Here is a 26368-nt window from a genome sequence, read left to right as displayed (position 1 = left end):
AACCACCTCTATTAATTCTTTTCCACCGCATGTCCTCCAAACTCATTTCTCAAAGCAGCTACAACCTTTCCTGCAAATGTATCTTCTTGCTCTGAACGATATCTCATAAATAAAGACTGTGCAATTACAGGCACTGGCACTTTGAGGTTTAAAGCTTCTTCTACCGTCCAGAGTCCTTCTCCAGAAGAGTGCATTACTCCTTTTATCCCAGACAATTTAGGGTCTTTTTCAAAAGCTTTTTCCATAAGCTCCATAAGCCATCCGCGAATCACTGACCCATGACTCCAAACCCTGGCCACTTCTTTTAAATCAAAATCAAACTGACTTTTCTCTAAAACCTCAAACCCTTCTCCTATAGCTTGCATCATTCCGTATTCTATGCCGTTGTGAACCATTTTTGCAAAATGTCCTGAGCCGTTTTTGCCTGTATGTAAATAACCGTTTTCCGCACTTATATCCCTAATTAGAGGTTCAATATATTTAAAGACCTCATTTTCTGCTCCTATCATGGTGCAAGCCCCATGTCTTGCTCCTTCAATTCCTCCACTTGTGCCTACATCTACAAAATCAATTTCTTTTTCTTTAAGCATCTCATACCTTCTTAAAGTATCTTTATAGTAGGAATTGCCGCCGTCTATTATGATGTCATGTTCTTCAAGCAAGGGAACTAATTTTTCTATCATTTCGTCAACAGGGTCTCCTGCAGGTACCATAAGCCATATTATTCTTCTCCTTTCAAGTTTTTTTACTAAATCTTCAATTGTATAAGCTCCTTTTATTCCTTCCTTTTCAGCCTCCTTTATTTTCTCAGGTGACCTGTTATATGCCACTACCTCATGCCCATGGTCTCTCATATTTAAAGCAAGATTAAATCCCATTCGTCCTAATCCAATTAAACCTACCTTCATATAAATCCTCCTTAATAATAATTATTGTTGTATAATATTTTTTACTTGAGGGTGTTATATAATTATATCACACATTTTAAAAATTTAAATGACGAAAATCACATGCTTTCATTTAAAAAGCAAGGAAAAACCCTGCTTAATACCTTTACACTATTATTTTCCCTTGTTTTTATCTGCAATATAACAAATTTTAAAAAGGGACCTATTTTAGTCCCTTTTACCTTATTCTTAAATACACTTTTAAATAATTTATCATATTTTTAGCATTTTCTTCATAGGTGTCTATATAAATATTTTTTCCATCAATTGTATAACTAAAATCCGTAAAACCTTGATTCATAAGGTACTCTTTTACAGAGTTTTCCCCTAAATCTCCTTGTGCAATAAGGATTTTTTCTCCCACATATTTCCCATTTACATATATACTAAATGTATCTGTAGGTACTTTTAAATTTGCATTTCCATTGTCTGGTGTAACAATTATACCAGGCGCTATGGAATTTTGCCCGTATGGATAATTCAACATTAAACATCACCTCTACTTTATTTTACTCAAAAGAATTTAACATATTCTTAACAAAAAGCGGATTGTTTTATAATCTACAATCATTTATAATAATTTGTGAATAAACAAAAAGGGGGATGTTACGTGTCAAAAAATAAAAAAATTTTGTATTTTATATGTACTGGCAATTCCTGTAGAAGTCAAATGGCAGAAGGTTTTGGCAAATATTATGGAAAAGATGATTTTGAAGTATATAGTGGTGGTGTAGAAGCTCACGGTTTAAACCCAAAAGCTGTACAAGTTATGAAGGAAATAGGAATTGACATAAGCAATCAAACTTCCGATTTATTGGATGAAAATATCCTTTTTAAAGCAGATTATGTGATAACTTTATGTGGTGATGCAAGAGATAAATGTCCTGCTTTGCCTCCTTCAATAAAAAGCCTCCATTGGGACTTAGAAGACCCTGCAAGAGCAACAGGCACAGAAGAAGAAGTTTTAAATAAATTTCGTGAAATAAGAGATATAATCAAAGAAAATGTAAAAAATTTGATAGAAGACATAAAAAAGCACTCGCACTAATCACGAGTGCTTTTAAATTATAAAATTCCAGCCTCTTCATGTTTTTTCACTATTTCTTCGGCTAACTTATCAAGAGCCTTAAAGTCTTCTTCTTTTGGGAATCCTTTTATGAAAACTGGTGAAATAACCTCTACTTTTAAATTGGTAATCATTTGAGAAAGCTGATCTTGTGCCCTGCTACCCCAATTATAAGAGCCTATAATTGAAACAAACTTTGTCTTCGGCTTTAAAGCATTGGCCAAATAAGTAGCATAAACCACCATTGGATGAGCACCTGTAAGTACTGTTGGAGTACCTATAACTATTGTAGTAGCATCCACTAATGCCATAGCCAATTCACCTATATCTGTAACAGACAAATCAAAAGGCTTTACAATGACGCCCTTTGCCACAAGAGCAGTCTGTAGGTATTCCACCATTTTTTTCACACTGCCGTGCATGGTAGCATAAGGTATTACGACTATATTTTTAGGTTTTGCATAAACCCATTCATTGTAAGCATCTAAGATAAATTTAGGGTTATTGTACACAGGACCATGACTGGGAGCAATTATATCTATATCTAAATCTTTTATTTTTTCTAAGTCCTTTTCTATAAAGTTTCTAAAAGGCATCATTATTTCTGCATAGTATCTTTTTGCTGCCTCATACACTTTGCACTCATCTGTTGCATAAAGTTCAGAAGTTGCAAGGTGGGAACCTAAAAAGTCACACGTAAAAAGGATTTTATCTTCTACAAGGTAAGTAAACATTGTTTCTGGCCAATGTACCCACGGGGCATGTATGAATTTTAACGTCTTTCCTCCTAAATCTAAAGTTTCACCGTCTTCTACAGTAATAAATTTGTCTTCAGGTATTAAAAGTAAATCCATTAAAAAAGTTTTTGCTTTAGGAGTACATATCACCTTAGCCTCTTTATATTTCTCAAGGACTAAAGGAATACATCCCGAATGGTCTTGCTCTGCATGATGTGCTATTATATAATCAATTTTTTCTACATCCTTTAACTGTTCTATCAAAACATCCGAAGTCATCGGATCTACAGTATCTAAAAGGGCTATTTTATCCTTTCCTTCTACCAAATAAGCATTATAACTCGTACCATCTGGCAGGGGTATTAAAGAGTCGAATAATCTTCTCTCCCAATGTACTGCGCCAATTTTACTTACTCCTGGTTTTATAGTCATTGCTTTCATCGATGTCCCCTCCTATTTGTTAATTTCTCAACTATATTATAGCAAATAATCTTTTATAAAAAAAATAGTTTTTCTTGCAAGTTTTTATTATATGCATTGTTTTACCAAACTTTTATGTAAAAAAACAATAAAATTTGGCAAAAAATAATCAAGGGTATTCCTATCGTAAATAATTTATGTCTTGTCTTATGTCTAAAAAAATACATACCGAGCCATACGCCTATTGAACCGCCAAATAGTGCTAAAAAGAAAAAGGTCTTTTCACTTATTCTCCAAAGTTTATGTAACGCTTTATATTTATCAATACCCATTAAAACAAAAGAAAATACATTTAAAGTTAATAAAGCAATCATTGCAATCTTGTTCATTATAACACCTCATAACAATTATACCACTTTATAAAAGGTATAAAAACTCAAAATATAGCTATCATAAAACTATGAAAAATATTGAGAGGTGTTGAAATGGTTACCTTGACTGCATCCCACATAGCATATCTAATAATGATTTTAATTATATTGATTTTACTTTTAATGAGAAAAGATATAATTTTACCCATAATATTAGCAATATTTTTAATTGGATTTCTATCAACTGAAAATATCTTAAAAGCAGTTCAAATACTTTACACTGCAATTTTTGTGTCAGGAAAAAGGTTGTGGCAAATCATAGTAATAATATCTCTTATAATATCTATGTCAAAAGCTTTAGATGACATAGGCGCAGATATAATCATAACAAAACCTTTTATAAAATATTTAAAAACTCCTACTTTTTCTTTTTGGATAATAGGTTTTTTAACGATGTTTTTATCATTTTTTATATGGCCTGCCCCTGCAGTCGGCTTAATCGGTGCGGTTCTCATCAATCCCGCTTTAAAATCGGGTATTGACAAAGTAAGCCTTGCCTCTATTGTTTCAATTTTTGGCTTTGGATCAGCATTATCAGGAGACTTTTTCATACAAGGAGCTCCCTCTATAACAGCTAGGGCAACAGGTATACCAATTCACACATTAATATTGGCAAGTTTACCTATTTGGGCTACAGCTTCAGCTGTAAGCATTCTTATACTTTATTTTATTACATTGCAGCAAAGTAAAAAACAACAGCGAAACAATCATTTAGACATTAATAATGCTGACAAGCCTTCTCCTCCTCGTATAATTAATTTTAAAGACAATAAATTTGTCTCACTTCTTAAAAATTTAATAAAGCGCATTCATAACTGGAAATCTTTAATATTCTCATCTTGTCTAAAATCTTATCTATTGCCATGAATCCGTAATATTGCGCAATATGCAGGATTCATGGCGCGGCCGTCTCATCTTTTTTCGGCCTTATTATTTACTTTTGAGATAACTTGTAGCATTATTATACTGTAAAGTTAATGTGGGACAGGCTTTCGTCCTCCATGCGGCTTGACCGCTCTTTAAAGTGTGGTCCCTACACCAGATTTGCCTTTTCTTACGCGAAATCTGCTTTGTCATATATAAGCCCCTGGCAGCAGAGGATTCAGGCTTATATATTAAGAGCTAATTGCGAGGTTGCTACATAATCTGGTTGCTAGGGTTATCTCAAATTAACTTTTACTTACTTTATCAATTTTGAAAGGAGGTGTAACAATCTTGAATAAGCTTTTTGTTGGTATGGATGTAAGCCTGAATGATGTCAAGGTTCATATTCTCGACCAGGAGGGTAATGATGCTTCCTCTCGTTTTTCTGTAGAAAATAACCCTCATGGTTGTGATGTTATAGTTTCCCGTATCTTGGAGTGTTGTAATAAATACAATATCCAAAAGGTCTTTATTGGTTTGGAATCTACTTCAGTCTATGGCTGGCACCTCCAGTATTATTTGGCTGATCATTCTGCTCTTAAGCCTTATCAACCTTCTATTACTACTTTTAATGCTAATATTATTAATGCTTTTAAAAAGTCTCTCGGCAATTTACCTAAAAATGACTGGATTGATGCCTTTGCTATTGCTGAAAAACTGAGATTCGGTAGACTCCCCAAATCTTGTTCTGTAGATTTTAGATATCTTGCTCTCCAGAGGCTTACTCGCCATCGCTTTCACATTGTTAATAGTATTGTTAGAGAAAAAAATTATTTCCTCAGCAATTTGTTCCTTAAGTTTAGCGGTTTGTGCCAAAATAAAGTCTTTAGTAATAATTTTGGAGCAACTGCTACTGAAATATTTAATGAGTTTTTCACCCTTGATGATATTGCGGCTCGACCGCTTGATGAGCTTGCCGGCTTTTTGGTTGACAAGAGTAAAGATCGCTTTGATGATCCAGAAGCTACAGCTAAATTGCTTCAAGAGGCTGTTCACAAGTCTTATAGAATTAATGCTACTGTAGATGATTCTTTAAACTTTGTTATCAAGTCTTGCTTTGATAATCTACAGTCCCTTGAAAAACAGAAGAAAGCTGTAGAAAAAGCCATTATTAATGAGGTAAAAGGATTTAACAATGAATTCCTTTGTCTTACATCAGTAAAAGGTATTGGCCCAACCATCGCAGCCGGCTTAATATCTGAGATAGGCGGAATTTCAAGGTTTGATAATGATAATGCCCTTGCAAAGTTTTCCGGCCTTTATTGGTCAGAGTACCAGTCTGCTGATTTTAAAGCGGAGGACACATATCTCAAGCGTACTGGTAATGAGTATCTCAGATATTATTTTATTCAAGCAGCTGACCAGCTCAGGAAGTATTTACCTGAGTTCTCACAATACTATGCCCGCAAATTTAAAGAAAGCAAAACTCACAAGCATAAACGTGCTCTTGTATTGACTGCACGTAAAACTGTAAGGTTAGTCTTCGCTCTGCTGCGCGAAGAAAAACTTTATAAATCCCCAATAATGAAAGGAGATGATTGTATAAGTTAACATATTATCCCATAACCATATTTTACATTAATTTCCATCAGCTTATTGCGTGATGGTTAGCTTTGCTATGCCCTTTTTTAGGTTATTTTATTAAATTTTTTTTTGAATTTTTTTTATCACCCTCTTGACATATTACCGAAATACTTTTAGTAGTGTGGTGGTTTCAATAATCGCAGTAGGACTTTTTATTTTAGACATAATTTTGATGCTGTTATTTAGAATTCACTCTAACGCGGCCACTGCTTTGATAGGAGGAACATCTATAATAGTTTTAATTGCCTCTACTTTAGTACAAAAAAATTTTCTAGATAAAACCCGCGAATATTTAAGAGAAGGTTTCATAACTGGAATGAGAACCTTTGCCCCAATTATAGTCATCAGCGCCTTTTTTCTCCTTGGAGAAACAAGCATGGCAAAGGAAGTTATAAGTCCTCATGCAAAAGGATATCTTGTAGATTTAGGAATGTATTTATCTCAGCACATTCCATTAAATAAGTACACTGTTTCTTTATTAGAATTTTCATTAGGAGTTCTGACTGGTTTATCCGGCTCTGGATTTTCTGGACTTCCTTTAATAGGTGCTATTGCTAAAACTTTTTCTTCAACTTTAAATCTAAACCCAGCAATTTTAGCTTCTATAGGGCAGATAGCCGCAATATGGACAGGAGGTGGTACAATAATACCTTGGAGTACCGTAGCTGTTTCTACAGTAATAGACGTAGAAGCCGAAAAAATCGCTAAAAAAAACATGGTACCTGCAATAGCAGGTCTTATAGCAGCATATCTTGTTACAATATTTTTATTATAATTACAAAGCCGAGGACTAAACCTCGGCTTTTAAGATATTCCCCTCATTATCAAATTCATCATACTGTCTTTCTCCTCATTGCTCAACTTTTCCCACGTCGCCTCAAAAATCACCCCCAATCCTGGTATTGCATTTTCCTCTTTGCTGTCAACAACCTCCTGTATAAACCCTTTGATTTCCTCTTTTGTTCTTCCTTTTAAGTTGTCGAGCACAGCTTTTTTTATGTCCATAACATACCTCCAATTGTAAGATTCACTAATATAATTCCCAAAACAAAAAATAATAAACAAAAAAGTTCCTAAAAAGGAACCTATATGACATGGAATAAATATTTAAGAATCAGCAAAATTGCTATACCTGCTATTCCAAAAACTCCTGTAATAAATGAAGTAATTATATTGACAGGCAAGTAAATCCCAAATAGAACACCAAAAAAATTAAAAAACAAAAGCATCACAAAACCCACTAAGGCATTTAATACAAACTTTACCATCAACCTTAGAGATTTACCTAAAAGCCATAAAATAAAAACTAATATTAAAATAGCAACAATAAACGAAAAAGTCCCTTCCATCACCCTGTAATCACCTCTCATATCTTGAGTACATTATATCATATTTTGCAAATTAAAAATAAATTAAATTTACATTTTTTTGATTGATTAGTCCTTATTAATCATATAAAATAATAGAGGTTACAAAATTTAAGACAAAGGGGTATGGTAATGGAACTATTAATCAAAGCTTTTATAATGGGAATCGTGGAAGGGTTAACTGAATTTCTCCCCATCTCCTCTACAGGACATTTAATCATTGTAGGAAGCTTTATTAATTTTACCGGAAAATTTGCTACAATGTTTGAAATCGTCATTCAGTTGGGAGCTATTTTAGCAGTTGTATATTATTACAAGGGAAAAATATTTGCTTCTCTTAAAAATTTAAAACCTGGAGATTGGGGATTTAATTTGTGGTTCAAAATCTTTATAGCTTTTATACCAGCAGCAGTTATAGGATTATTTACTCACAAATACATTGAAGAGCATTTATTTTCGCCCTTCACTGTAGCAATTGCCCTCATTGTAGGTGCAATAATGATGATAGTCATAGAAGATACTTTCGGAAAAAGATATAAAATTGACAACATGGACAAAGTAGACACAAAAAAATCTTTCTGGATAGGTATAGCACAAGTTATGTCTCTTTTCCCTGGAATGTCACGGTCTGCTTCTACTATAATGGGAGGTATGCTTGTAGGTTTATCAGTTAAAGCAGCTGCAGAATTTTCTTTCTTTTTAGCTATACCTACAATGTTGGCAGCAACAGGCTTTGAACTTATCAAAAGTTTTACTGCCATGTCCTTATTGGAATGGGAAGCTCTTACAGTAGGATTCATAATGTCCTTCATAACCGCTTTATTTGTAGTAGATAAATTTTTGTCCTATCTCACAAAACATCCTTTAAAACCATTTGCTTATTATAGACTAATTGTAGGACTACTTATGTTACTTCTAATATCTGAAAAGATAGTTAAATAATAAAAACAAAAAAGGGTAGACCCATTTATGGCCTATCCTTTTTATTTATTTTATTTATTCCAATTCCTCATAAGCTTTTGAATATACTTCATAATCTTTATCACTGAAAAGTATAAATCTCACTTCTTTTATATTGCTACCTTCAAGATAATCAGATACTACTCTTAAAGCTATTTTTGCAGCTCTTTCTACAGGGAAACCATATGCTCCTGTGCTTATAGAGGGAAAAGCTATAGTTTTTACATTGTATTCATCCGCCAATTTAAGGCTTTCTATGTAAGCACTTGCTAATAAATTATCTTCATTATGATTGCCGCCTCTCCATATAGGCCCAACAGCGTGAATAACATATTTAGCCTTTAAATTACCTGCTCCAGTTATAACCGCATGACCTGTAGGGCATCCTCCTTGTTTTTCTCTTATAATTCTGCACTCCTCATCGATAGAAGGGCCACCCGCTCTATGAATAGCTCCGTCTACCCCACCACCTCCAGATAAAGAAGAATTTGCAGCATTTACAATAGCATCTACTTCTTGATCCACAATATTCCCCTTTATTAATTTTATTCTCTCTTTCATTTCATCACCCTAATTTTAATTTTTATTTACGCTTAAAATTATATCACAAAAAACTGATATTTTCACGACATTGTGTTTTCATATTTTTCACCAATTATCCATAGAAAAGCAAAAGATACAAATAAACATATAGACGCTGCTAAAAATAACTTGTTAAATCCTATAAAATCCATAATAGCTCCAAAAGAGGAAGGAGTAACTATTGCGGCCAGGGATGAAAAGAAATAATAAAGTCCTGTATATGTCCCTATTTTTTCAGCTGAAGTATAGCTCACTACAAGAGGATAAGAATTTATTGTAAATAAAGCATTAAACATTCCAGCAAAAGGCATCAAAATTTGGATTGTCCTAAAATCACGTACTATCATAAATATTAAAAATAAAATTCCTTGTCCAAAAGCTCCAATCATCATGGTTTTTCTTTTCCCTATTTTTGTAGCTATAAATCCAGCAGGTAAAGCAAAAACTAAAAATGCCAAAGCGTAAAAACCCATTGCAAAAGAAGAAACACTTTCGTCTATCCCTAAAGCTATTTTGCAATACCTTGTGAAAAAAGTTTCAACTGCAGCAAAACCCGCAATTGTCATAAAAATTGACAGGAGAGTATAAAAGGGTGCTTTATTTTGATCTTTTACCACAGTTGCAAGGGCCTTTAAAATACTCTGTTTTTCTTTTTTTTCCTCATTAACAACTATTTTAGGTTCTTTAATTGTTAAAAATAAAACTATAGGTATAATTAATGATAAAATCCCTGACAAAAAGAAGGGATATGCTTTGTTTATTTTATAAAGCTGAGATCCAATAAAAAATATTATTAATGAACCTAATCCTCCCATAAAATTTATGACTCCATTAGCTTTGCTTCTGTGCTCTTCTTCTACAATATCTGGCATTAAAGCTACCATAGGAGTCCTATACGTAGCTACAACAATGTTAAACAGCAAATCTATAACAAGAAGCGATAAAAGTTTTGTCTGAAGTGGAAGCAAAGCATATAAAACGCCAGCAAGAGGCATGCTTACAAGTATATATGGCATTCGCCTGCCTATTCTTGTTCGCGTATTATCGCTTAAAGCCCCAAAAAATGGAAGTATAAAAAGGTTAGCAATGTTGTCCCAACTCATTACAAACCCAATTAAAGTATTGCTTTTTGTAAAATTACCAAGAAAAATGGGCATATAGGCATTATATGCTGCCCAAATCATGGAAATTACCATAAAACCAAGGCCTAAATTAAATATCTTCAAATAATTCAATCGCGAGGACATATTATTCTCCCTTCTCTAAAAGATTTATCAAAGTTTGTGGGTCGTCAGTGATAATCGCATCCACACCTGCTTTTATCATCATTTCCATGTCTTCTTTCCTATCAACAGTCCAAGGAAATAATTTTATATTATTCTTTTTACATCCCTCTACTAATTCAGGTATTATATTAAAATAAAAAGGATGCAGAGAATACGCTTTCATTCGTATTGCCATGTGCCATGGTTCTACAAGCCCACATTGATAAAGAAGCCCAATTTTAAACTCCGGTGCCATTCTCTTTACATCCCTTAAGCTATAATGGTTAAAAGAAGAAATAACTACTCTATCCTCAAAGTCATAATCCTCTATCGCTTTGATAAGCTTTTCTTCAATTCCTGGATAAAGTACAACTCCACTTTTTATCTCTATATTTATAATAAAATTTTTATGTCCAATGAGTTCAAAAACCTCATAAAGAGTTGGTATTCTCTCCCCTGCAAACTTCTTGTCAAATTTTATGCCAGCATCTAGCCTCTTAAGCTCTTTTAAAGTAAAATCTTTAACAAAGCCAATTCCGTCTGTAGTCCTGTCTACCCTTTCATCGTGAATCACTACTAGTTGTCCATCTTTAGTAAGCTGCACGTCCAATTCAATACCGTCAGCTCCCATTTCTAAAGCCCTTTTAAAAGATGCTAATGTGTTTTCTGGAGCATTTCTTGAATCTCCTCTATGGGCGATTACTAAAGGTTTCATAAATATGCCTCCTCATTTTTCAATTACTATACAAATTTTATCACACTTACCTTTAAAAACAAATTCACAAAATTAATTTTGTATAATAAGTTTGTTCTTCTTCATGAAGGAAAATTATTATTAAATTTTCTTTTTTAAAATCTGCTGTCACATCGTGTTTAAAAAATTCATAAGTCACTCTCTTTGACAATTCAAGACTGGAAAGTCCAACAGCTTGTGGAAGATTTTTTTTCAACCAATTTTCATCTTTAAGATACCTTTTAAAAATCTCTTGACCTTTCTCATATTTTTCTTTTACACAATCAGGTAAATCTTTGGCAGCATTAAAATACAAAAAATCAAATTTTATAATGTCTTTTATTAAATCCTCATCGACATCGAGTGTTTCAATAGAAAATTTATATAAAATATCGTATAAGGCTTTTAATGAATGATTTTTATATAATAGCTCGTTTTCCTTCCAGTACTTATAAAATTCAAGATAAAAGTCAAATGGCCTTTCAAATTTATTCTCCAAATATTCAAGAGTTTTTTTAAATTTTCCAGAATTATAGTATTTGTTCAAAAGGAATGCTATACCTTTTAAAATGACTAACTCTTGATAACTAATATCCTTTGTATACAAGACCTCATAGGGGGGCTTACTATCATAAACTATTTTAAACTCTCCCACTTTTCTCATTAAAGGAGTACCTTTTAATACTTTTAAAAATCCCAACTGTATTTCATCAGGTTTTAAATTATACACATCATCAAAAGCTTTACTAAAAGTCCCAAAGCTATCTTCAGGAAGTCCCGCTATCAAATCTACATGCAGTTTTATTCCCGCTTCTCTAAGCAGTTTTATTCCTCTCAAGGCTTTTTCAACTGCAGTAATACGAGATATTTTTTTTAGGCTATTCTTATTTGTAGTCTGAACTCCTACTTCAAACTGTATTCTTTTTTCCAACCCTTTTAATTCTTCTATAAACTCTTCATCCACAAGCTCAGGGTTAACTTCGCAGTGAAATACAGTATCTCCACCTATTTTTTTCATAATATTTAAAATCTCTCTTGCTCTCTTTCTATTTGAATTAAAAGACCTATCAATAAGTTTTAATATTTTCACATTTTTATCTACAAACCACTTTAAATCCCTTTCAACTTTTTCAAGGCTTTCATATCTCAATTTATTGTCAATAGAAGAAAGACAATAAGCACATTTAAAAGGACAACCTCTTGAGGTCTCATAATACACAAGCTTATTGCTCAAATCTTCCTCTTCCTCATAAGATATGGGAACTTCATTTAAGTTGACATAATCTTTTTGTGGTTGAATTACTATTTGCCCATCAACCATATAGCTAATTCCTGCAACTTCTTTTATATCCCTTTTTCCTTCTAACGCTTCCAATAATTCTTTAAAAGCAATTTCCCCTTCCCCTAAAACTATGTAATCTACAAAGCCTTTTGACAAAAGATTATCTACATCATAAGAAGCCTCAGGTCCCCCCAAAACCAATATTACTTTCGGAAGTATCTTTTTTATATTTTCAACCAAATTTAATACTATTTCTATATTCCATATGTAACAAGATATACCTACTACGTCTGGTTCCTTTTCTACAACACTTTCTAGCATAAAATCTGTACTGTCATTTATAGTGGTTTCAAAAATCTCTATATCATAAGGATGACAAAACTTTCTTATATTTCTTATAGCAAGATTTGTGTGATAATATTTTGCATTGATTCCTACAAGAAGTGTTTTCATATATATCCCTCGCATTTTACTACATTTTACAAATATATAATATAAGTATTTACTATAGATGAGAAAATTCACTAACATAAATTACCATAACAAACTTATATGAAAAAATTTAATAAAAATAGAGACAAATGCTCGCTTCTATGGTATTAATATGTTGTTACCCTATAACAATATTAATCATAGGAGTGGAGCAAATGTCTCATAATAAAAGAATAACAGAAAATTCATCAATAATCCAGTACTTAATGAAATTAAATTTTGCATTATATTTTACTAAACCTGTTATTCGTCATATTTTAGAATTTATAATTGCTGCCACTCAAAAAGGTTATAGTGGTACTGTTACAGATATAGTTAATTTAAGCCTTGCTAATTGCCATAGAACCACGTTTGGCAAATTCTTAAGCCAAGGTGTTTGGAATATAGAGTATGCATGGAGAGCTATAAGGCGAGAAGTTATTCGCATTATATTTGAATTATCCCAAACTAGCAACAAGCCGATATTTGTGATTTTTGATGATACTATTGCTGAGAAGACAAAGCCTTCGTTACAGGCTAAACATACTATCCAGGCAACAGGATTCCATCAATCACATTTAAAAGGGAAGCAAGTTTGGGGACATCAACTTCTTACCATGATGCTATCTTGCGGCAATGTGGTATTACCTTACTGCATTGAGCGCTATGAAAAAGGTGGCAAAAGCAAAATCGAAAGAATATGTGAAATGGTATCTATGCTTCCAATACCTAAAGGACCAGCATATGGACTATGTGATTCATGGTACATAAACAAAAAAGTAATAGAAGCACATTTCGAAAGAGGATACCATCTCATAGGAGCATTAAAAACTAACAGGATTATCTATCCACAAGGCATCAGAATTCAGATAAAAGATTTTGCCCAATATATCGAAAAGAACGAAGTTTGCCTCGTTACAGTAAACGGTTCTAATTACTGGGTATATCGCTATGAAGGAGCCTTAAATGGCATAGATAATGCTGTAGTAGTATTGTGCTGGCCTGAGAAAGCTTTTAAAAATGAAAATGCTCTACATGCATTTATCTGTACTGATACTGAATTAGATACCGAGACTATTCTAAATTACTACAGTCAAAGATGGCCTATAGAAATATTCTTTAGGCAGACAAAGAATAATCTTGGACTAAATACATATCAAGTACGATCAACAAAATCAATAGATAGATTATTATGGCTTATATCATTGACATACCTGTATTGTACGACTTCAGGCGACGAATATTGCAAATTTGGGCAAGGAATAAAAATGGTACGCAAAGAAGTACAAAAGCAGCGTGTTCAATGGCTGTATGAGCGAGCTAATAATAAAGTACCTATTGATGAAATTTTAGCAGAACTACAGTTAGCATAGGTGTAGTGCATCTATTTTATGGTAATATTTGTTATCAATTTTTCTCATCTATAGTATTTATACAAAAAAGCAAATAATTTTATTTGCACCAGTTTGTTGACAAAGTAAAATTTTAGCCCCTGTTTTCTTAGTACCGAAAACAGGGGCTGTATATATCTGGATAAAATTTTCTTTAAAACTCCAAATAATGGATAAAGTTTTGAAATGTCAAAGGGCCCTTTGCCCTTCCTCCATAACCATAAGGCCATTTTCTTTAAATTCATGGCAGCAAAAACAAGCATCGCTTGCATGGACAATTTTTCTTTCCCTCTTAATGTTGTCCATCGCAAACCATGCTTCTCCTTTAAATCTGCAAACACTCTCTCTATTGTCTCTTTCCTTCTCTCATATACTTCTTTACAGTAAGGTGTATGCCTTAGGTGTTCTGCTTCTTCTACATATCCTTCCCATATGTGCCTGAATATCCTCTTTGTGTAGTCTTTACTTTGGGTACACTTTTCTCTTAAAGGACAGTTTTTACATTTTTCTGGGTTTGATTTGTATTCTCTATATCCTTCTCTATTGGTTGTAACATATGTTAGTATTTCATTCTGCGGGCATATGTAACAGTCATAATATTCATCATACACAAACTCATGTTTCTTCATAAAACCGTCTTTTGTTTTTGGTCTTGTGTATGGCACTGCTGGTATTATTTCTCTATCAAATATTGTCTTTAATATGTACGGATTTTTGTATCCTGCATCTACTGCTATTGCTTTCGGTTTTCCTACCCTATTTTCAACTTCTTTTAGTACTTCTTCAAACATTACGCTGTCGTGTACATTCGCTGCTTCAACTTTTACTCCTAATACAAATCCGTTTTTATCGCAGGCTGTGTGAAAGGAATATGCAAAACATTTTTCTTTTTCATTTTTGTTTAACATTCCACTATCTGGGTCTGTTTTGCTTACTTTTACTTCTTTCGTCTTTATCGTCTTGATTTTCTTTAATGGCTTTTTTCCATGAGCTTCTCTATCTTTGTTTATTTCTTCTTCTAGTTTTTCTTGGTAAGTCTTGGCTTCTTGTTCTATTATTTCTTTTGTATATTTTTTCTTATTGGCACTTGCTTTTACGTGAGTGGAATCTATGAATACTTCCTCTGCATTTACTAACCCATGCCTTATTGCTTCTTCTAAAATCTTCGTAAATATTTTCTCAAATATGTCTGTCCCTTTGAATCTTCTTATGTAGTTCTGGCTAAATGTTGAAAAATGAGGTATTTCTTCTGTTAGTCCATACCCTAAAAACCATCTATATGCAACGTTTGTTTTTATTTCTGCTATTGTTCTTCTTATCGACGGTATACCAAAAAGATATTGAATGAACAGTATTTTTATCAATACTACTGGATCTATACTTGGTCTGCCGTGATCTTCGGAATATTTGTCCTTTACTAAATCGTATATGAAGCTAAAGTCTATGACTTTTTCTATCTTTCTTAAAAGGTGGTCTTTTGGTACTAATTGATCTATGCTTACAAATTCTATTTGATGTCTTGCATCCTGTTTCTTTGTTAACATCTTCCTTCTCCTCTCCTCTTTTGCTTTATACCACTAAAATAACAAGGAACCCTTCTCATCATAACGGGTTCCCGATATTTTGTCAACAGTCTGAAGCAAATAATTTTATTTGCACAACTATTTTTTCCTCCAATGAGATATAATATTGTTAGGTAAAACTTTGTGAAAGGATTGAAGACTATGGCTTTTATAAAATTCAATAAATTGTGGCTGATACTTATATTAATTGCCACAATATTTTCTGTTTTATACCTTTATTATACATTATTTCCAGGAAATATACCTCATGAAGTCTACAAATATTTTTCCCCTGCAGAAATATCAAAAGCGCAAAAGTATCACAAAATAAATCGATTGATTTACATAACTTCTTTTTTGACAAAAGCAGCTTTTTTGTTATGGCTTGTATTTGGGAATAATGCTATCAAGCTTTCATACTATACCGAAAAATTAGCTTCAGGTAAATACTATGTGAATGTCTTTTTATATTTCATTGCCTTATGGGTAATTTTAAGGTTAATATCTCTACCCTTTAGCCTTTTAAGCCATTCTGTTCAAGTTGAATGGGGTTTTTCTGTACAGACAATGGCTTCTTGGTGGAGTGATTATTTTAAAAGTGCGGCTTTAGACTTTGTTTTTTCGTCAATGGAAGTATTGCTCTTATTTGTGGCTCTAAATAAATGGCCTAATAACTGGTGGGTAAATGCTGCAGTCTTTTTGACGATAATTATGTTTGTGCAAATTTACGTCTATCCTACTTTTATAGCACCTTTATTTAATAAATTCACCCCAATCAAAGACCAAAAAATAATAAACATGGTAAAGGAAATATCAAAAAATGCGGGAATAAAAATAGATAAGATTCAAGAAATGGATGCAAGTAAAAGGACTACTCTTGCCAATGCCTACTTTTATGGATTTGGAAAGACAAGTAGGATTGTATTGTATGATACATTATTAAAAAATTATCAAGAGGATGAAATAAAGGCAGTTATAGCTCATGAAGCAGGTCATTGGAAAGAAAATCACGTATTAAAAAGTATGTTAATAGGCATAGTAGGACTTGTAATAGGCCTTTATTTTCTTAATATTTTAATTCACTCAAGCCTATTTCTCCCTTATGGTAAAAGAATGACTCCTGCAGTTTTAGCGATGATATATTTGTTTATACTACTTATAAATTTTGACACAACTCCAATACAAAATTACATATCAAGGCAGATGGAAAAACAAGCAGATTTACTATCTGTAGAGTACCTTCACGACAAAAAACCTGTAATAAAACTTCAGATTGACCTTGCTAAAAAAAGTTTATTGGATGTAGCTCCGCCGCCTTTTATAGAATGGTTTTCTTATTCTCATCCTTCTACAATGCATAGGATTGAATTAGTAGAAAAGGCAAATGTAAAATAAGTCACTTAGGTGTGCATTATTTCAATTTGTTGACAAAGTTCTATTTCTGTTGGCATTTTGCATCGTTTGCTCCGGTGATATCGCAGACTAAACTAGCGCTCGTCCTCGGGCTCAAGCGGGGTTCCGGGCACATTCGTCATCCCTGACTTAGTGCCCGCCTCCGCCATCCTTGGCTTCGGCCCCGCTTTCGCCTCTCAGCCTCGCTAAGTTTCCCGGCACTCAACTGAACGGGCTGGTCTTTTCTCTTATTCTCCTTTTTTAACATTTTCGGTTGAGTGCCGGGCTATCAAGTCGCTACACTTATGCAAAATGCCAACATATCATAAAGAGTTTGTCTACAGTCTGAAATAAGGCACTTAAGTGTGCCTTATTTTTATGAAGCTTTTTCTTTTTCAACAAGCTCAATTGCTCCATGAGGACAATATCTCGTACAAACACCACACCCTGTGCACTTTTCTTCATCGATGCTTATGTTTATCCTAAATGACCCTCCAAACGTAACTTTAAAAGCCTTAAATCTGCAGCTCATTGCTGCTGGACAAAAAGGTGACCTGTCGCATATATTTTCATCGATTCTTGCTACTTTCATGATTCTACCTCCATTAAAAATACTCCCCCTATGTTTAGGGGTATCATGTATACATTATACACGAAATTTTATATTTGTCAACCTATTAAAGGCATAAAAAAACGGCCGTCTTAAAGACAGCCTTAATTTAAGCCCTTTATAAAATTTATCAACACCTCAGAGAATTTTTTGGCATCATCAAAATAGCAGGTGTGTCCTAAATTTTCAAACACAAACAAGGTACTGTTTTTAATATTATTTTTCAATATTTCCGCAAATTCATAGGGTGCAATTTCATCTTTCTTCCCCCATACAATCAATGTTTTTACATATATTTCATTTAATTTTTCTTTGTATTTATCTACATTTATGCTATCTACAATTGTCAAGCTTTTAAGCATATCGCCATATTTGAGAGCAAATTTTATAGATATCTCCCCACTAAAAGAGGGAGCTACAAGGTGAAAAGAAGATATATTTAATTTTTTTACAAATTCTAATAAAACCTCTTCCTTTTCTAAATCGCACTCTTCGGAAGAACCATATCCGGGAAACTCAAAGCATATCACCTTAAATCCTTGATTAGATAAATTTTCAGCTATCCCTGAATTTATCCAATCATAAGCATTGTATCTTTTGCCATGCAATAATATCACTGTATCTTTGCTACTCTCTTTATCTATTTCTAAATAATGAATTTTACTGCCTTTTATATTTACATACTCACCTTTTATAACCATTTAAATCACCTCTATATAATGAGTGAAAGCTCTGCTCCATCCCTTATCGCTTCTACTGCAGAAGCAACAGTTTTGCAGTCACCAATGAAATAATATCTGTTCTCATTTTTTAGTTCCTCAAATTCAGTATCAGGTAAATTTCCAACTGCTAAAACTACATCCTCCACTTTGACTACTTTATATGTGTCCTTGGAAGTATACATGAGTTTCCCCCCAGATATTTCTTTTATTAAAGCATTTGTGATTATATCAACTTTAAGTTCTTTTAATCTATTTAAAATCAGTTTTTTAACCATTGGGTATATCCCTTCGCCAACTTCTTCTTTCATTTCTAAAACTGTCACTTTTTTCCCTTTTTCAGCAAGGTATTCGGCTGTTTCAAGTCCAGTAAGGCCTCCACCAATTATTGCAATATCTCTTCCTTTTGGAATATTTCCTTCTAACACCTCAATAGCCGTATAAGGATTTATATCCGCATCCAAATTGATTTTAGCTGGCTTTGAGCCTGTAGCAATGACAATTTTATCATAAGGCATTTCTTTTATTTCCTGTAAACTTATTTTTTTATTTAAATGTACTTTGACATTGTATTTCTTTAAATCATTTTCCAGATATTCAATAACTTTTCCTATCTCTTGTTTATAAGGAGGCACTTTTGCTACATTTAGTTGTCCACCAAGTTTATTTTCTTTTTCAAACAAAGTAACGTTATGGCCTTTTTTTGCGAGATATTTGGCCGCAGACATGCCTGCTGGCCCGCCGCCAATTACAGCTATATTTAATGGTTTATCGGTCTTTACTTCAAATTCTTTTTCTCTTCCTACCTCTGGATTAATCATGCAAGAAACAGAAAGTCCTTTTTGAATGTATGCAATACACGCCTGATTGCAGTGAATGCAATACCTTATATCTTCTTCTTGTCCTTTTATCAACTTTTCTGCCAAATCCGGATCTCCTATGAGACCACGAGCTATCCCTATAAAATCAGCTATGCCATCCTCTAAAATTTTTTCCCAATCATAAACACTGCCGAGCTTATCAACCGCTATAACAGGTATAGTTATATTTTCCTTTATCCTCTTTGCAATTCCAATTAAAGGCTTATCTCCAATTCCCATAGGAGAGATATGGTATTCCGATGTGGAAGACACACCTCCCGATATATCTAAAGCATCAGCACCATGGTATTCTAACAGTTTTGCGAATCTTACACTCTCTTCGATTGAAAAGCCTCCATCTGTAAAATCACTGCCATTAATCCTGCAAATTACTGTCATATCCGGAAGAGCTTTTTTAACTCCTCGCAATATATCAAGTGCAAACTTTGTCCTTCCTTCAAAATTTCCTCCGTATTCGTCAGTCCTTTTGTTTGTATCAGGCGATAAAAATTGATTTACAAACCAACCATGGGCAAAGTGCAACTCCACAGCATCAAAACCAGCCTTTTTCGCCCTTATTGCTCCACTTACAAAATCTTGTACAAAGCCCTGTATCTGTTGTTTTGTAAAATCTGATGGCTTGTATTTTGGATTGTGCATTGCAAGCTGAATAGCAGCTTGTGCCCCATTTTGGTGAATTACCTCCGATAATTTTCTAAGTCCCTGTATTTTGTCGTCATCATCTATTCCTATTTGATTTACAAAGAATTTCCCCAGCTTATTTACATAGCTTGCACCCACAATGACCAATGAGACACCTTTTGATCTTCTTTTATAATATTCTACTTCTCTTTCGCTTACAAAACCCTCATTTGATAAATTTGTAACAGTAGGCAACATAATTATCCTATTTTTTAACTTAATATTCCCTATTTTCCCTTCTTTTAATAACACATTGACCACCTCTTTCATAGTTATATTTTAAAACTTGCATTGACATAAGTAAAATAATATAATTTTATACAACATATAAGTGAAAACTTATGAGGTGGTTAATATGAATTTAAGGCAACTGAAAATTTTTTTGACAGTTTGCGAAAGTGGCAGCATGTCAAAAGCAGCAAAAAAGCTTTATATGACACAGCCTTCAATAAGCCAAACAATCTCTGAATTAGAACAGGAACTAAATGTAAAATTATTTGAAAGAATGAGCAAAAAACTTTTGTTGACATATGCAGGAGAAGTTTTAAAAGAATACGCTAAAAGAATATCTTCTTTAGTTGAGGAAGCCCAAAGTACTCTTTTAGATATTTCAAACTTAAAAGCCGGAAAGCTTCGCATTGGGGCAAGTACAACAGTGGGAAACAAAGACAAATACCCCTTCCCTTTATTTAATGAATTCCTGTCTTACCTTAAAGAATTCCCTTCACAATTTTAATTTCTTGACATAAGTTGCCATAAATGTTACAATAATATTAACCATAAAAATCCTAAGAGGTGAATTCTTATGAAAAAAATTGCTATATTAATTGAGAATATGTATGAAGAACCAGAACTACTATATCCATACTATAGACTTAAAGAAGAAGGATATGAAGTACATTTAATAGGTCCAGAAAAAGACAAAGTATATACAGGAAAACATGGATATCCAATGAAAAGCACCCATGCTTCAAAAGATGTAAAAGCCAAAGATTATGATGCAGTAATAGTCCCTGGAGGTTATTCACCTGATTACATGAGGAGATGTAATGACACTATTAATTTTGTCAAAGAAATGGACAAACTGCAAAAGCCCATAGCGGCTATTTGCCACGGCCCCTGGATTATGGCTTCCGCTTGCAATTTAAAAGGAAAAAGAGTGACAAGCTTTTTCTCAATAAAAGATGACTTAATAAATGCAGGAGCCCAGTATGTAGATGAAGAAGTAGTTGTAGATGGAAATTTAATAACCTCCAGAACTCCAAATGATTTGGTAGCTTTTGTAAAAGCCATAATTGAAAAGGTTAAGTGAACTATATGTTTCACAAATTACTAACCCCGCCACTTAAGGCGGGGTTGCAGTTTGTTGACAAAGTTAAAAAATATTCAAAGGAGATATTTTGCATCGTCACTCCGATGTTCCAAAGCGACAAAACTAAACTCGATCTTCGGGTTCCGGCAGGGTACCGGGCACATTCGACATCCTTGTCTTAGTGCCCGCCTCCGCCATCCGTGGCTACGGCCCTGCCTCCACCCTTGGTCTCGCTAAGTTTTGTTGCCGCTTTGTCACAAGTCGTTCCTTATGCAAAATATCTCCTTTACGAAAGTTTGTCTACAGTCTGTAACCCCGCCACTTAAGGCGGGGTTGTTATTTATTATATCATGCTTAAATGTTATGAATCCGCATAATTTTCAAGGTAGCGAAGGTCTTTTATTATAATCTTTTTTCCATCTATCTCAATTAAACCTTCTTTTTTTAACTTATTTAGTCCTTTTGTAACCGTTACTCTATCACATCCTATTAAATTGGCAATATTCTCATGGGTTAAAGGAATATCTATTATATAACCTTTTTTTATCTTCTTGCCTTGTTGATAGAATAATCTAATTAGAAAATCGCACAGTCTTCCCATTGAATCTTTGAAAATCAAATCGCTCATCTGCATAGTAACAATTCTAAATTTTCTGCTCATGCTATGAGCAATATATTTATACATATCAGGATTTGTTTCCAGAATAGAACTTAATTTATCTTCAAAAATAATAGATATTTCACTATCTTTTATAGCTTGACCTTCAATTAAATCAAATCCTCCTCCTAAATAGGAAAATTCTCCAAATATTTCCCCTGGTTGCAGCAAATAAAGAACTTTTATCTTTCCATTTTTATTTGAAATAAATTGCTTTATCAACCCTTTTGTTATTATGGCAATATATGGTTTGTTATAATTAATTGTTATAGTTTCATTTTTCAAAAAACTCTTTTTATATCCCTGTATAGCTATATTAAGGAAAAATTTTCTCATATCTTTCTGTCGATTTATATCAAACATTTCATTATATACCGAACTTATAGTCATCCCCTTTCAGCTCCCCACTTCTCTCCTGTTTGAAACAATAAAAATTGCACCAACAATTTTACTATTTTTACAATATGTTTAATTAAAAAAGTCAACCTTAAAATTTATTATACTATTTTCAAAATTATATTTCTATATTTTGATCTTTTATATCAAAAAAGCATGGAGCATAAAATCCCCATGCCTAAAATAGTTTCATCTATTTAGTAAAAATACCCTCCAATCACCCGTTGCAATATAAATATGAGGCTCGTTTTTTATGTCCTTTTTATATACATAAATATCTACATCTTCTTTCTTGCCATCCTCATAAAACACTTCTCTTTTTTCTCTCAGATACATAATTTCATGATTATCTCCAAAATACGACTCTAATTCATCAATACTTGGCAAAACGCTGCCATCATCATAGAAAGTAATAATCTCTCCCCATATACAAATAATTTTTTTATTTCTTCTAAATAACTGCTATCTACTTTTTTTTGCAATTACTTTTATAGCAGTTTCTATAGCTTTAACCATATCCCCTAAAGACATGGAAGGAGTATAAGGCTTATTCAAAACTTGCACTGGCAAATAAGGTATGTGAATAAAGCCTGCTTTAATATTTAATCTGTTATTGTGAACATAATTGAGAATTCCATACATTAAATGATTGCACACAAACGTACCTGCTGTATTAGAAATTGATGCCGGTATATTTTCTTTTTTTATCTCTTCTACTATCTCTTTTATGGGAATAGTAGCAAAATAAGCTGGAGCACCTTCAGGGTCAATCGGGGTATCAATTGGTTGTTGCCCTATATTATCTGGAATTCTAGCATCATCAATATTAATCGCTATTCTTTCAACAGTTATATCATATCGTCCGCCAGCCTGTCCAATACTTAGAACTGCATCCGGCTTAACTTCCTTTATTTTTTCTATTGCTTTCTCAACAGAAAGATAAAAAACAGTAGGAACTTGAATCTTAATTATCTCCGCACCTTCTATATTATCTTTCAAGTTTTTTAATACTTCATAAGAAGGATTAATATTTTCCCCCCCAAAAGGATCAAAAGCTGTTACGAGTATTTTCATTATCATATCACCCTTTCATAAAAATATTAAAACGCCCAAAAATACATTAGTACTATGTGAATAATGAGCATGGCAATAGCTACAGGAACTTGATATTTTATAACTCCATATTTCTTATCTTCCATTTCCAATATTGCAGTCGGAACTATGTTAAAATTTGCTGCCATTGGTGTCATTAAAGTTCCACAATATCCTGCTGTCATACCTAAAGCCGCTACTATCACCGGATTCCCTCCTTGAGCTATTACAAAAGGAATTCCAATTCCTGCTGTAATAACCGCAAATGCTGCAAAAGCATTGCCCATTATCATTGTAAATAGAGCCATTCCTACACAATAAGCAATTACCCCTAAAAGTATATTACCCTGAGGAATAATTGTCTTTATCCCACTTGCTATTACTTCACCTACACCTGCAACTGTGAAAACGGCTCCTAAAGCAGCAAGAAGTTGCGGTAAAATGCTTATAGGTCCTACTACTTCAAGTAATCTTCTACCATCATCAGCCATTTCTTTAACTTTCCCTTTTGTAATCACCAATGCTAAAATTGCAGCTACTACAGTTGATATCCAAAATGCAACAAGAGAGCCAAGTTGTTTTGTCCATATTTGAGCAACAATAAATGTAACTATGCCAAGAGCCAAAGCTGGAACAAAAATTAGATTGCCAATTTTTTGTGACATTTGTTCTTTAAATTCTGAGGTTGATTCGTCAAATTTTCCAATTTTGACTAATCGAAATGCAGATAATAGAGTCAATACAATAACCATGTATCCTGTATATATATCAGGTATATAAATGTTTTTATTACCCCACAATAAGCCTATTCGACTAAATGTAAAAATTATTCCTAATAACCCCCAAAATAAAGCAGTAGGGATTTTTGAAGGATGATTTTTTTCTTTTAGTGTAGCATACGCTGAGTAAAAAGAAACTATGCCCATCATAATGTATAGGATTTCAGTTAAAGAATCCTTAAGCATTCAATACTCCTCCTTCCTAAGCATTTTACCTATTTTCTTTTTTGGACCTCGTTCTTATCCCATACTTTTGGTCAAATTTTCTGTCATAATAGAAAAACTGCAAAGTACCAACTACCATTATTATTAACGCGATAGGTATTGACGCTTTTGCGATATCTAAAGCTTCTACAGTATAGTTTAATTCTTTTAATACACCAACAATTAGCAAAACACCTCCTGCTGCAACAAAAGCATTCTGCCCAAAGAAATTACCATAGTTTTCTACTGCAGCTTCTAAGCCCTTAATCCTTTCATGGTCTTCGCTTTTTATTTCGCCATATCTATTCATTGCTGCCCCTTCTGCCATAGGTAATATCAAAGGTCGTATAAATTGTACATGTCCCCCAATCCTTAAGCCGAACATCGCTGCCAATGTCCTAAGTACTAAATATAAAGCAGTTACTTTTCCCACTGTAGCTGCTTTTATTTTTCCTATTACATATGCAGCCCTTTCACGGAGACCATACCTTTCAAGTATTCCAATTACAGGCAATGAGATAATAAATATAGACATGTATCTGTTGTCTACAAAAGCTTTTCCTAAAATTTCTACAATTTTAGGAAAAGGTACCCCTGCCACCAGGCCAGTCACAATACCAGCAATTAAAACCACTGCTAAAGTATCGAGCTTCAAGATAAATCCCACAATAATGATTAAAATACCAATTAACTTAATCATAAACTATCCCCCTTTAAAATGGATTTATTTTTTTGTAATTATATCACAATACATAAATAAAACTGTGGCCACGGCTACAATTTTATAAATTTTTAGTCATAATTATTTATAAATCCTGTAAATCCTATTTTTACTATGACACTTATGTATAAACTTTTATATCTTTTTAGGCCATTACAACAATTTTGTAGTAAAAAAGAAAAGCACTTAGGCAAATGAACCCTAAGTGCATCTATTTTTCAGTATTTTCTGGTGGAGCTGATGGGACTTGAACCCACGACTTCCACAATGCCATTGTGGCGCTCTCCCAACTGAGCTACAGCCCCATATTTATTTTTGGTGGAGGTGCGGGGAGTCGAACCCCGGTCCGAAGGCGTCACAGTAAAAGCTTCTCCGAGCGCAGTCGCTGTTTTAACTTTCCCTCAGCGGTTCTCCCAGCGACAGGATAACCGCCTCGGTAGCTTCATAAGTTCCGGTTTTGCCCCGAAGCCTGAGCAAAACCAGTTCCCCACTTTTTTGACGCCCAATCCTGAAACGTGGGCATTTCAGGTTGGACGGCTACCTTAAATTAGGCAGCGTAAGCTAATTCTCTGTCTGCGTTTATTTTTACTCCACCATTTTTACGAGCTGGCGGACAACTCGGCTCGCTACTTTTACCTCGACTGCCCCCGTCGAAACCAGTACACCCCCATGTTATATGCCTAATTGTTTTTCTTTAAAGTGCTTTTCTAATTCTCTTTTTGCATCTCTTCTCGCAATATCTTCTCTCTTATCGTAGAGTTTTTTACCTCTCGCTACAGCTAATTCGACTTTGACAAGGCCTCGCTTTAAATAAAGCTTTGTAGGAATTAAAGTGTAACCCTTCCGTGTCACATAACCAATTAGTTTATTAATCTCATGTCTATTGAGAAGTAATTTTCTAGTCCTTAAGGGGTCTTTATTAAATATATTGCCTTTTTCATAAGGACTTATATGCATATTATAAAGATAAACTTCGTTGTTTTCAACTCTTGCAAAGCTATCTTTTAAATTGACTTTCCCCATCCTAATAGATTTAACTTCAGTTCCACTAAGCACTATTCCTGCTTCATAAGTCTCTTCAATGAAGTAATCATGGTAAGCTTTTTTGTTTTGAGCGATTATTTTAATTTCTTCCTTCGCCAAATTTTAAACACCCTCTTTAGGAGAAAATTGCCCTACTTGTGTGTCACAAATAGGGCAC

Annotated in this window: 27 protein-coding genes, 1 tRNA gene, 1 other RNA gene and 2 pseudogenes; 9 read left to right on the top strand and 22 right to left on the bottom strand. The window is 33.5% G+C overall.

Translation table 11 applies throughout. The features are described 5' to 3' along the window. Window positions 1-11 precede the first annotated feature (11 nt). Complete coding sequence (gnd, locus tag EB239_RS07760; RefSeq protein ID WP_003869467.1) at window positions 12-908, bottom strand: phosphogluconate dehydrogenase (NAD(+)-dependent, decarboxylating); 897 nt, start codon at window positions 906-908, stop codon at window positions 12-14. 217 nt (window positions 909-1125) lie between these two features. Continuing rightward, on the bottom strand, window positions 1126-1434 hold the full coding sequence (locus tag EB239_RS07755) for a hypothetical protein (RefSeq protein WP_003869468.1): 309 nt from the start codon (window positions 1432-1434) through the stop codon (window positions 1126-1128). A 123-nt stretch (window positions 1435-1557) separates the two neighbouring features. Between EB239_RS07755 and arsC the strand changes: the two genes are divergently transcribed. Continuing rightward, entirely contained in the window at window positions 1558-1995 is a 438-nt protein-coding gene (gene arsC / locus EB239_RS07750; RefSeq protein ID WP_003868630.1) for an arsenate reductase (thioredoxin), read from the top strand. A gap of 17 nt (window positions 1996-2012) precedes the next feature. Here arsC and EB239_RS07745 read toward each other — a convergent pair whose 3' ends face one another. Both EB239_RS07745 and EB239_RS07740 read right to left on the bottom strand, forming a co-directional pair. Beyond that, window positions 2013-3191 carry an FprA family A-type flavoprotein gene (locus EB239_RS07745; RefSeq protein WP_003869469.1) on the bottom strand — a complete coding sequence of 393 codons (1179 nt, stop codon included), beginning with the start codon at window positions 3189-3191 and terminating at the stop codon, window positions 2013-2015. A 101-nt stretch (window positions 3192-3292) separates the two neighbouring features. Continuing rightward, complete coding sequence (locus EB239_RS07740; RefSeq protein ID WP_003869470.1) at window positions 3293-3559, bottom strand: DUF1294 domain-containing protein; 267 nt, start codon at window positions 3557-3559, stop codon at window positions 3293-3295. 96 nt (window positions 3560-3655) lie between these two features. Here EB239_RS07740 and EB239_RS07735 point away from each other — a divergent pair. From EB239_RS07735 to EB239_RS07725, 3 genes and pseudogenes are all read left to right on the top strand, one after another. Beyond that, a pseudogene (locus tag EB239_RS07735) lies at window positions 3656-4348 on the top strand (hypothetical protein); the annotation flags it as partial. Between the two features lie 489 nt (window positions 4349-4837). Continuing rightward, window positions 4838-6076, top strand: a complete 1239-nt coding sequence (locus EB239_RS07730) for an IS110 family RNA-guided transposase (RefSeq protein WP_201035670.1) — start codon at window positions 4838-4840, stop codon at window positions 6074-6076. 145 nt (window positions 6077-6221) lie between these two features. Further along, window positions 6222-6884, top strand: a pseudogene (locus tag EB239_RS07725) (hypothetical protein); the annotation flags it as partial. A gap of 29 nt (window positions 6885-6913) precedes the next feature. Here the strand turns inward: EB239_RS07725 and sspI are convergent. After that, window positions 6914-7114, bottom strand: a complete 201-nt coding sequence (sspI, locus tag EB239_RS07720) for a small acid-soluble spore protein SspI (RefSeq protein WP_003868635.1) — start codon at window positions 7112-7114, stop codon at window positions 6914-6916. Between the two features lie 80 nt (window positions 7115-7194). After that, the gene (locus tag EB239_RS07715) at window positions 7195-7458 is read right to left on the bottom strand and encodes a pro-sigmaK processing inhibitor BofA family protein (protein WP_231368304.1); all 264 of its coding nucleotides are present in this window, start codon (window positions 7456-7458) and stop codon (window positions 7195-7197) included. A 150-nt stretch (window positions 7459-7608) separates the two neighbouring features. Between EB239_RS07715 and EB239_RS07710 the strand changes: the two genes are divergently transcribed. Next, a complete protein-coding gene (locus EB239_RS07710; RefSeq protein ID WP_003869475.1) occupies window positions 7609-8418 on the top strand; it encodes an undecaprenyl-diphosphate phosphatase in 810 nt (269 codons plus the stop codon). Window positions 8419-8472: 54 nt separating this feature from the next. Here EB239_RS07710 and EB239_RS07705 read toward each other — a convergent pair whose 3' ends face one another. From EB239_RS07705 to EB239_RS07690, 4 genes are all read right to left on the bottom strand, one after another. Next, the gene (locus tag EB239_RS07705; protein WP_003869476.1) at window positions 8473-8997 is read right to left on the bottom strand and encodes an O-acetyl-ADP-ribose deacetylase; all 525 of its coding nucleotides are present in this window, start codon (window positions 8995-8997) and stop codon (window positions 8473-8475) included. A 62-nt stretch (window positions 8998-9059) separates the two neighbouring features. After that, window positions 9060-10265 (bottom strand): MFS transporter, encoded by a 1206-nt coding sequence (locus EB239_RS07700; RefSeq protein WP_003869477.1) that lies wholly within the window; start codon window positions 10263-10265, stop codon window positions 9060-9062. 1 nt (window position 10266) lies between these two features. Continuing rightward, the gene (locus tag EB239_RS07695) at window positions 10267-10998 is read right to left on the bottom strand and encodes a glycerophosphodiester phosphodiesterase (protein ID WP_003869478.1); all 732 of its coding nucleotides are present in this window, start codon (window positions 10996-10998) and stop codon (window positions 10267-10269) included. Between the two features lie 64 nt (window positions 10999-11062). Beyond that, on the bottom strand, window positions 11063-12751 hold the full coding sequence (locus tag EB239_RS07690; RefSeq protein ID WP_003869479.1) for a B12-binding domain-containing radical SAM protein: 1689 nt from the start codon (window positions 12749-12751) through the stop codon (window positions 11063-11065). Between the two features lie 194 nt (window positions 12752-12945). Here EB239_RS07690 and EB239_RS07685 point away from each other — a divergent pair, with 194 nt between their 5' ends. Next, a complete protein-coding gene (locus EB239_RS07685) occupies window positions 12946-14142 on the top strand; it encodes an IS701 family transposase (protein WP_003869480.1) in 1197 nt (398 codons plus the stop codon). 44 nt (window positions 14143-14186) lie between these two features. On the opposite strand, the gene EB239_RS07680 is transcribed toward EB239_RS07685, so the two are convergent. Next, a complete protein-coding gene (locus EB239_RS07680) occupies window positions 14187-15704 on the bottom strand; it encodes an IS1182 family transposase (RefSeq protein ID WP_003869481.1) in 1518 nt (505 codons plus the stop codon). A gap of 180 nt (window positions 15705-15884) precedes the next feature. Between EB239_RS07680 and EB239_RS07675 the strand changes: the two genes are divergently transcribed. Further along, complete coding sequence (locus EB239_RS07675; protein ID WP_003869482.1) at window positions 15885-17117, top strand: M48 family metallopeptidase; 1233 nt, start codon at window positions 15885-15887, stop codon at window positions 17115-17117. Window positions 17118-17490: 373 nt separating this feature from the next. On the opposite strand, the gene EB239_RS07670 is transcribed toward EB239_RS07675, so the two are convergent. The 3 genes from EB239_RS07670 to EB239_RS07660 form a co-directional block, all read right to left on the bottom strand. Then, window positions 17491-17706, bottom strand: coding sequence for an ATP-binding protein (locus tag EB239_RS07670; RefSeq protein WP_003869483.1), 216 nt, complete (start codon window positions 17704-17706; stop codon window positions 17491-17493). Between the two features lie 122 nt (window positions 17707-17828). Then, entirely contained in the window at window positions 17829-18425 is a 597-nt protein-coding gene (locus EB239_RS07665) for an alpha/beta fold hydrolase (protein WP_003869484.1), read from the bottom strand. A gap of 11 nt (window positions 18426-18436) precedes the next feature. Continuing rightward, entirely contained in the window at window positions 18437-20257 is a 1821-nt protein-coding gene (locus tag EB239_RS07660) for an NAD(P)/FAD-dependent oxidoreductase (RefSeq protein WP_003869485.1), read from the bottom strand. Between the two features lie 103 nt (window positions 20258-20360). On the opposite strand from EB239_RS07660, the gene EB239_RS07655 reads away from it, so the two are divergent. Further along, a complete protein-coding gene (locus EB239_RS07655; protein WP_003869486.1) occupies window positions 20361-20741 on the top strand; it encodes a LysR family transcriptional regulator in 381 nt (126 codons plus the stop codon). Between the two features lie 69 nt (window positions 20742-20810). After that, window positions 20811-21317, top strand: a complete 507-nt coding sequence (locus EB239_RS07650) for a type 1 glutamine amidotransferase domain-containing protein (RefSeq protein WP_003869487.1) — start codon at window positions 20811-20813, stop codon at window positions 21315-21317. 361 nt (window positions 21318-21678) lie between these two features. Here EB239_RS07650 and EB239_RS07645 read toward each other — a convergent pair whose 3' ends face one another. The 8 genes from EB239_RS07645 to smpB all read right to left on the bottom strand — a co-directional run bounded on the left by EB239_RS07645 (window position 21679) and on the right by smpB (window position 26310). Beyond that, the gene (locus EB239_RS07645; RefSeq protein ID WP_003869488.1) at window positions 21679-22365 is read right to left on the bottom strand and encodes a Crp/Fnr family transcriptional regulator; all 687 of its coding nucleotides are present in this window, start codon (window positions 22363-22365) and stop codon (window positions 21679-21681) included. 195 nt (window positions 22366-22560) lie between these two features. Further along, a complete protein-coding gene (locus EB239_RS07640; RefSeq protein WP_082413705.1) occupies window positions 22561-22800 on the bottom strand; it encodes a gamma-glutamylcyclotransferase family protein in 240 nt (79 codons plus the stop codon). Window positions 22801-22833: 33 nt separating this feature from the next. After that, window positions 22834-23445 carry a pyroglutamyl-peptidase I gene (pcp, locus tag EB239_RS07635; RefSeq protein WP_019907597.1) on the bottom strand — a complete coding sequence of 204 codons (612 nt, stop codon included), beginning with the start codon at window positions 23443-23445 and terminating at the stop codon, window positions 22834-22836. Window positions 23446-23471: 26 nt separating this feature from the next. Next, window positions 23472-24428, bottom strand: coding sequence for a DUF979 domain-containing protein (locus tag EB239_RS07630; RefSeq protein ID WP_003869490.1), 957 nt, complete (start codon window positions 24426-24428; stop codon window positions 23472-23474). A 25-nt stretch (window positions 24429-24453) separates the two neighbouring features. Next, complete coding sequence (locus tag EB239_RS07625; RefSeq protein WP_003869491.1) at window positions 24454-25146, bottom strand: DUF969 domain-containing protein; 693 nt, start codon at window positions 25144-25146, stop codon at window positions 24454-24456. Window positions 25147-25396: 250 nt separating this feature from the next. Continuing rightward, window positions 25397-25472, bottom strand: a tRNA-Ala gene (locus EB239_RS07620). A gap of 11 nt (window positions 25473-25483) precedes the next feature. Continuing rightward, window positions 25484-25836, bottom strand: a transfer-messenger RNA (tmRNA) gene (gene ssrA, locus EB239_RS07615). A gap of 3 nt (window positions 25837-25839) precedes the next feature. Further along, the gene (smpB, locus tag EB239_RS07610) at window positions 25840-26310 is read right to left on the bottom strand and encodes an SsrA-binding protein SmpB (protein ID WP_003867905.1); all 471 of its coding nucleotides are present in this window, start codon (window positions 26308-26310) and stop codon (window positions 25840-25842) included. Between the last annotated feature and the right edge of the window lie 58 nt (window positions 26311-26368).

It is taken from the genome of Thermoanaerobacter ethanolicus JW 200 (assembly GCF_003722315.1).
In the GTDB taxonomy this organism is placed as follows: domain Bacteria; phylum Bacillota; class Thermoanaerobacteria; order Thermoanaerobacterales; family Thermoanaerobacteraceae; genus Thermoanaerobacter; species Thermoanaerobacter ethanolicus.
Note: the sequence above shows the minus strand (reverse complement) of the source record. Positions and strands in the feature narration are given on the sequence as shown.

Coding starts and splice junctions, on each gene's coding strand:
- gnd (WP_003869467.1), bottom strand. CDS start 908: ATGAAGGTAGGTTTAATTGGATTAGGACGAATGGGATTTAATCTTGCT.
- EB239_RS07755 (WP_003869468.1), bottom strand. CDS start 1,434: ATGTTGAATTATCCATACGGGCAAAATTCCATAGCGCCTGGTATAATT.
- EB239_RS07745 (WP_003869469.1), bottom strand. CDS start 3,191: ATGAAAGCAATGACTATAAAACCAGGAGTAAGTAAAATTGGCGCAGTA.
- EB239_RS07740 (WP_003869470.1), bottom strand. CDS start 3,559: ATGAACAAGATTGCAATGATTGCTTTATTAACTTTAAATGTATTTTCT.
- EB239_RS07730 (WP_201035670.1), top strand. CDS start 4,838: ATGGATGTAAGCCTGAATGATGTCAAGGTTCATATTCTCGACCAGGAG.
- sspI (WP_003868635.1), bottom strand. CDS start 7,114: ATGGACATAAAAAAAGCTGTGCTCGACAACTTAAAAGGAAGAACAAAA.
- EB239_RS07715 (WP_231368304.1), bottom strand. CDS start 7,458: ATGGAAGGGACTTTTTCGTTTATTGTTGCTATTTTAATATTAGTTTTT.
- EB239_RS07710 (WP_003869475.1), top strand. CDS start 7,609: ATGGAACTATTAATCAAAGCTTTTATAATGGGAATCGTGGAAGGGTTA.
- EB239_RS07705 (WP_003869476.1), bottom strand. CDS start 8,997: ATGAAAGAGAGAATAAAATTAATAAAGGGGAATATTGTGGATCAAGAA.
- EB239_RS07700 (WP_003869477.1), bottom strand. CDS start 10,265: ATGTCCTCGCGATTGAATTATTTGAAGATATTTAATTTAGGCCTTGGT.
- EB239_RS07695 (WP_003869478.1), bottom strand. CDS start 10,998: ATGAAACCTTTAGTAATCGCCCATAGAGGAGATTCAAGAAATGCTCCA.
- EB239_RS07690 (WP_003869479.1), bottom strand. CDS start 12,751: ATGAAAACACTTCTTGTAGGAATCAATGCAAAATATTATCACACAAAT.
- EB239_RS07685 (WP_003869480.1), top strand. CDS start 12,946: ATGTCTCATAATAAAAGAATAACAGAAAATTCATCAATAATCCAGTAC.
- EB239_RS07680 (WP_003869481.1), bottom strand. CDS start 15,704: ATGTTAACAAAGAAACAGGATGCAAGACATCAAATAGAATTTGTAAGC.
- EB239_RS07675 (WP_003869482.1), top strand. CDS start 15,885: ATGGCTTTTATAAAATTCAATAAATTGTGGCTGATACTTATATTAATT.
- EB239_RS07670 (WP_003869483.1), bottom strand. CDS start 17,706: ATGAAAGTAGCAAGAATCGATGAAAATATATGCGACAGGTCACCTTTT.
- EB239_RS07665 (WP_003869484.1), bottom strand. CDS start 18,425: ATGGTTATAAAAGGTGAGTATGTAAATATAAAAGGCAGTAAAATTCAT.
- EB239_RS07655 (WP_003869486.1), top strand. CDS start 20,361: ATGAATTTAAGGCAACTGAAAATTTTTTTGACAGTTTGCGAAAGTGGC.
- EB239_RS07650 (WP_003869487.1), top strand. CDS start 20,811: ATGAAAAAAATTGCTATATTAATTGAGAATATGTATGAAGAACCAGAA.
- EB239_RS07645 (WP_003869488.1), bottom strand. CDS start 22,365: ATGACTATAAGTTCGGTATATAATGAAATGTTTGATATAAATCGACAG.
- pcp (WP_019907597.1), bottom strand. CDS start 23,445: ATGAAAATACTCGTAACAGCTTTTGATCCTTTTGGGGGGGAAAATATT.
- EB239_RS07630 (WP_003869490.1), bottom strand. CDS start 24,428: ATGCTTAAGGATTCTTTAACTGAAATCCTATACATTATGATGGGCATA.
- EB239_RS07625 (WP_003869491.1), bottom strand. CDS start 25,146: ATGATTAAGTTAATTGGTATTTTAATCATTATTGTGGGATTTATCTTG.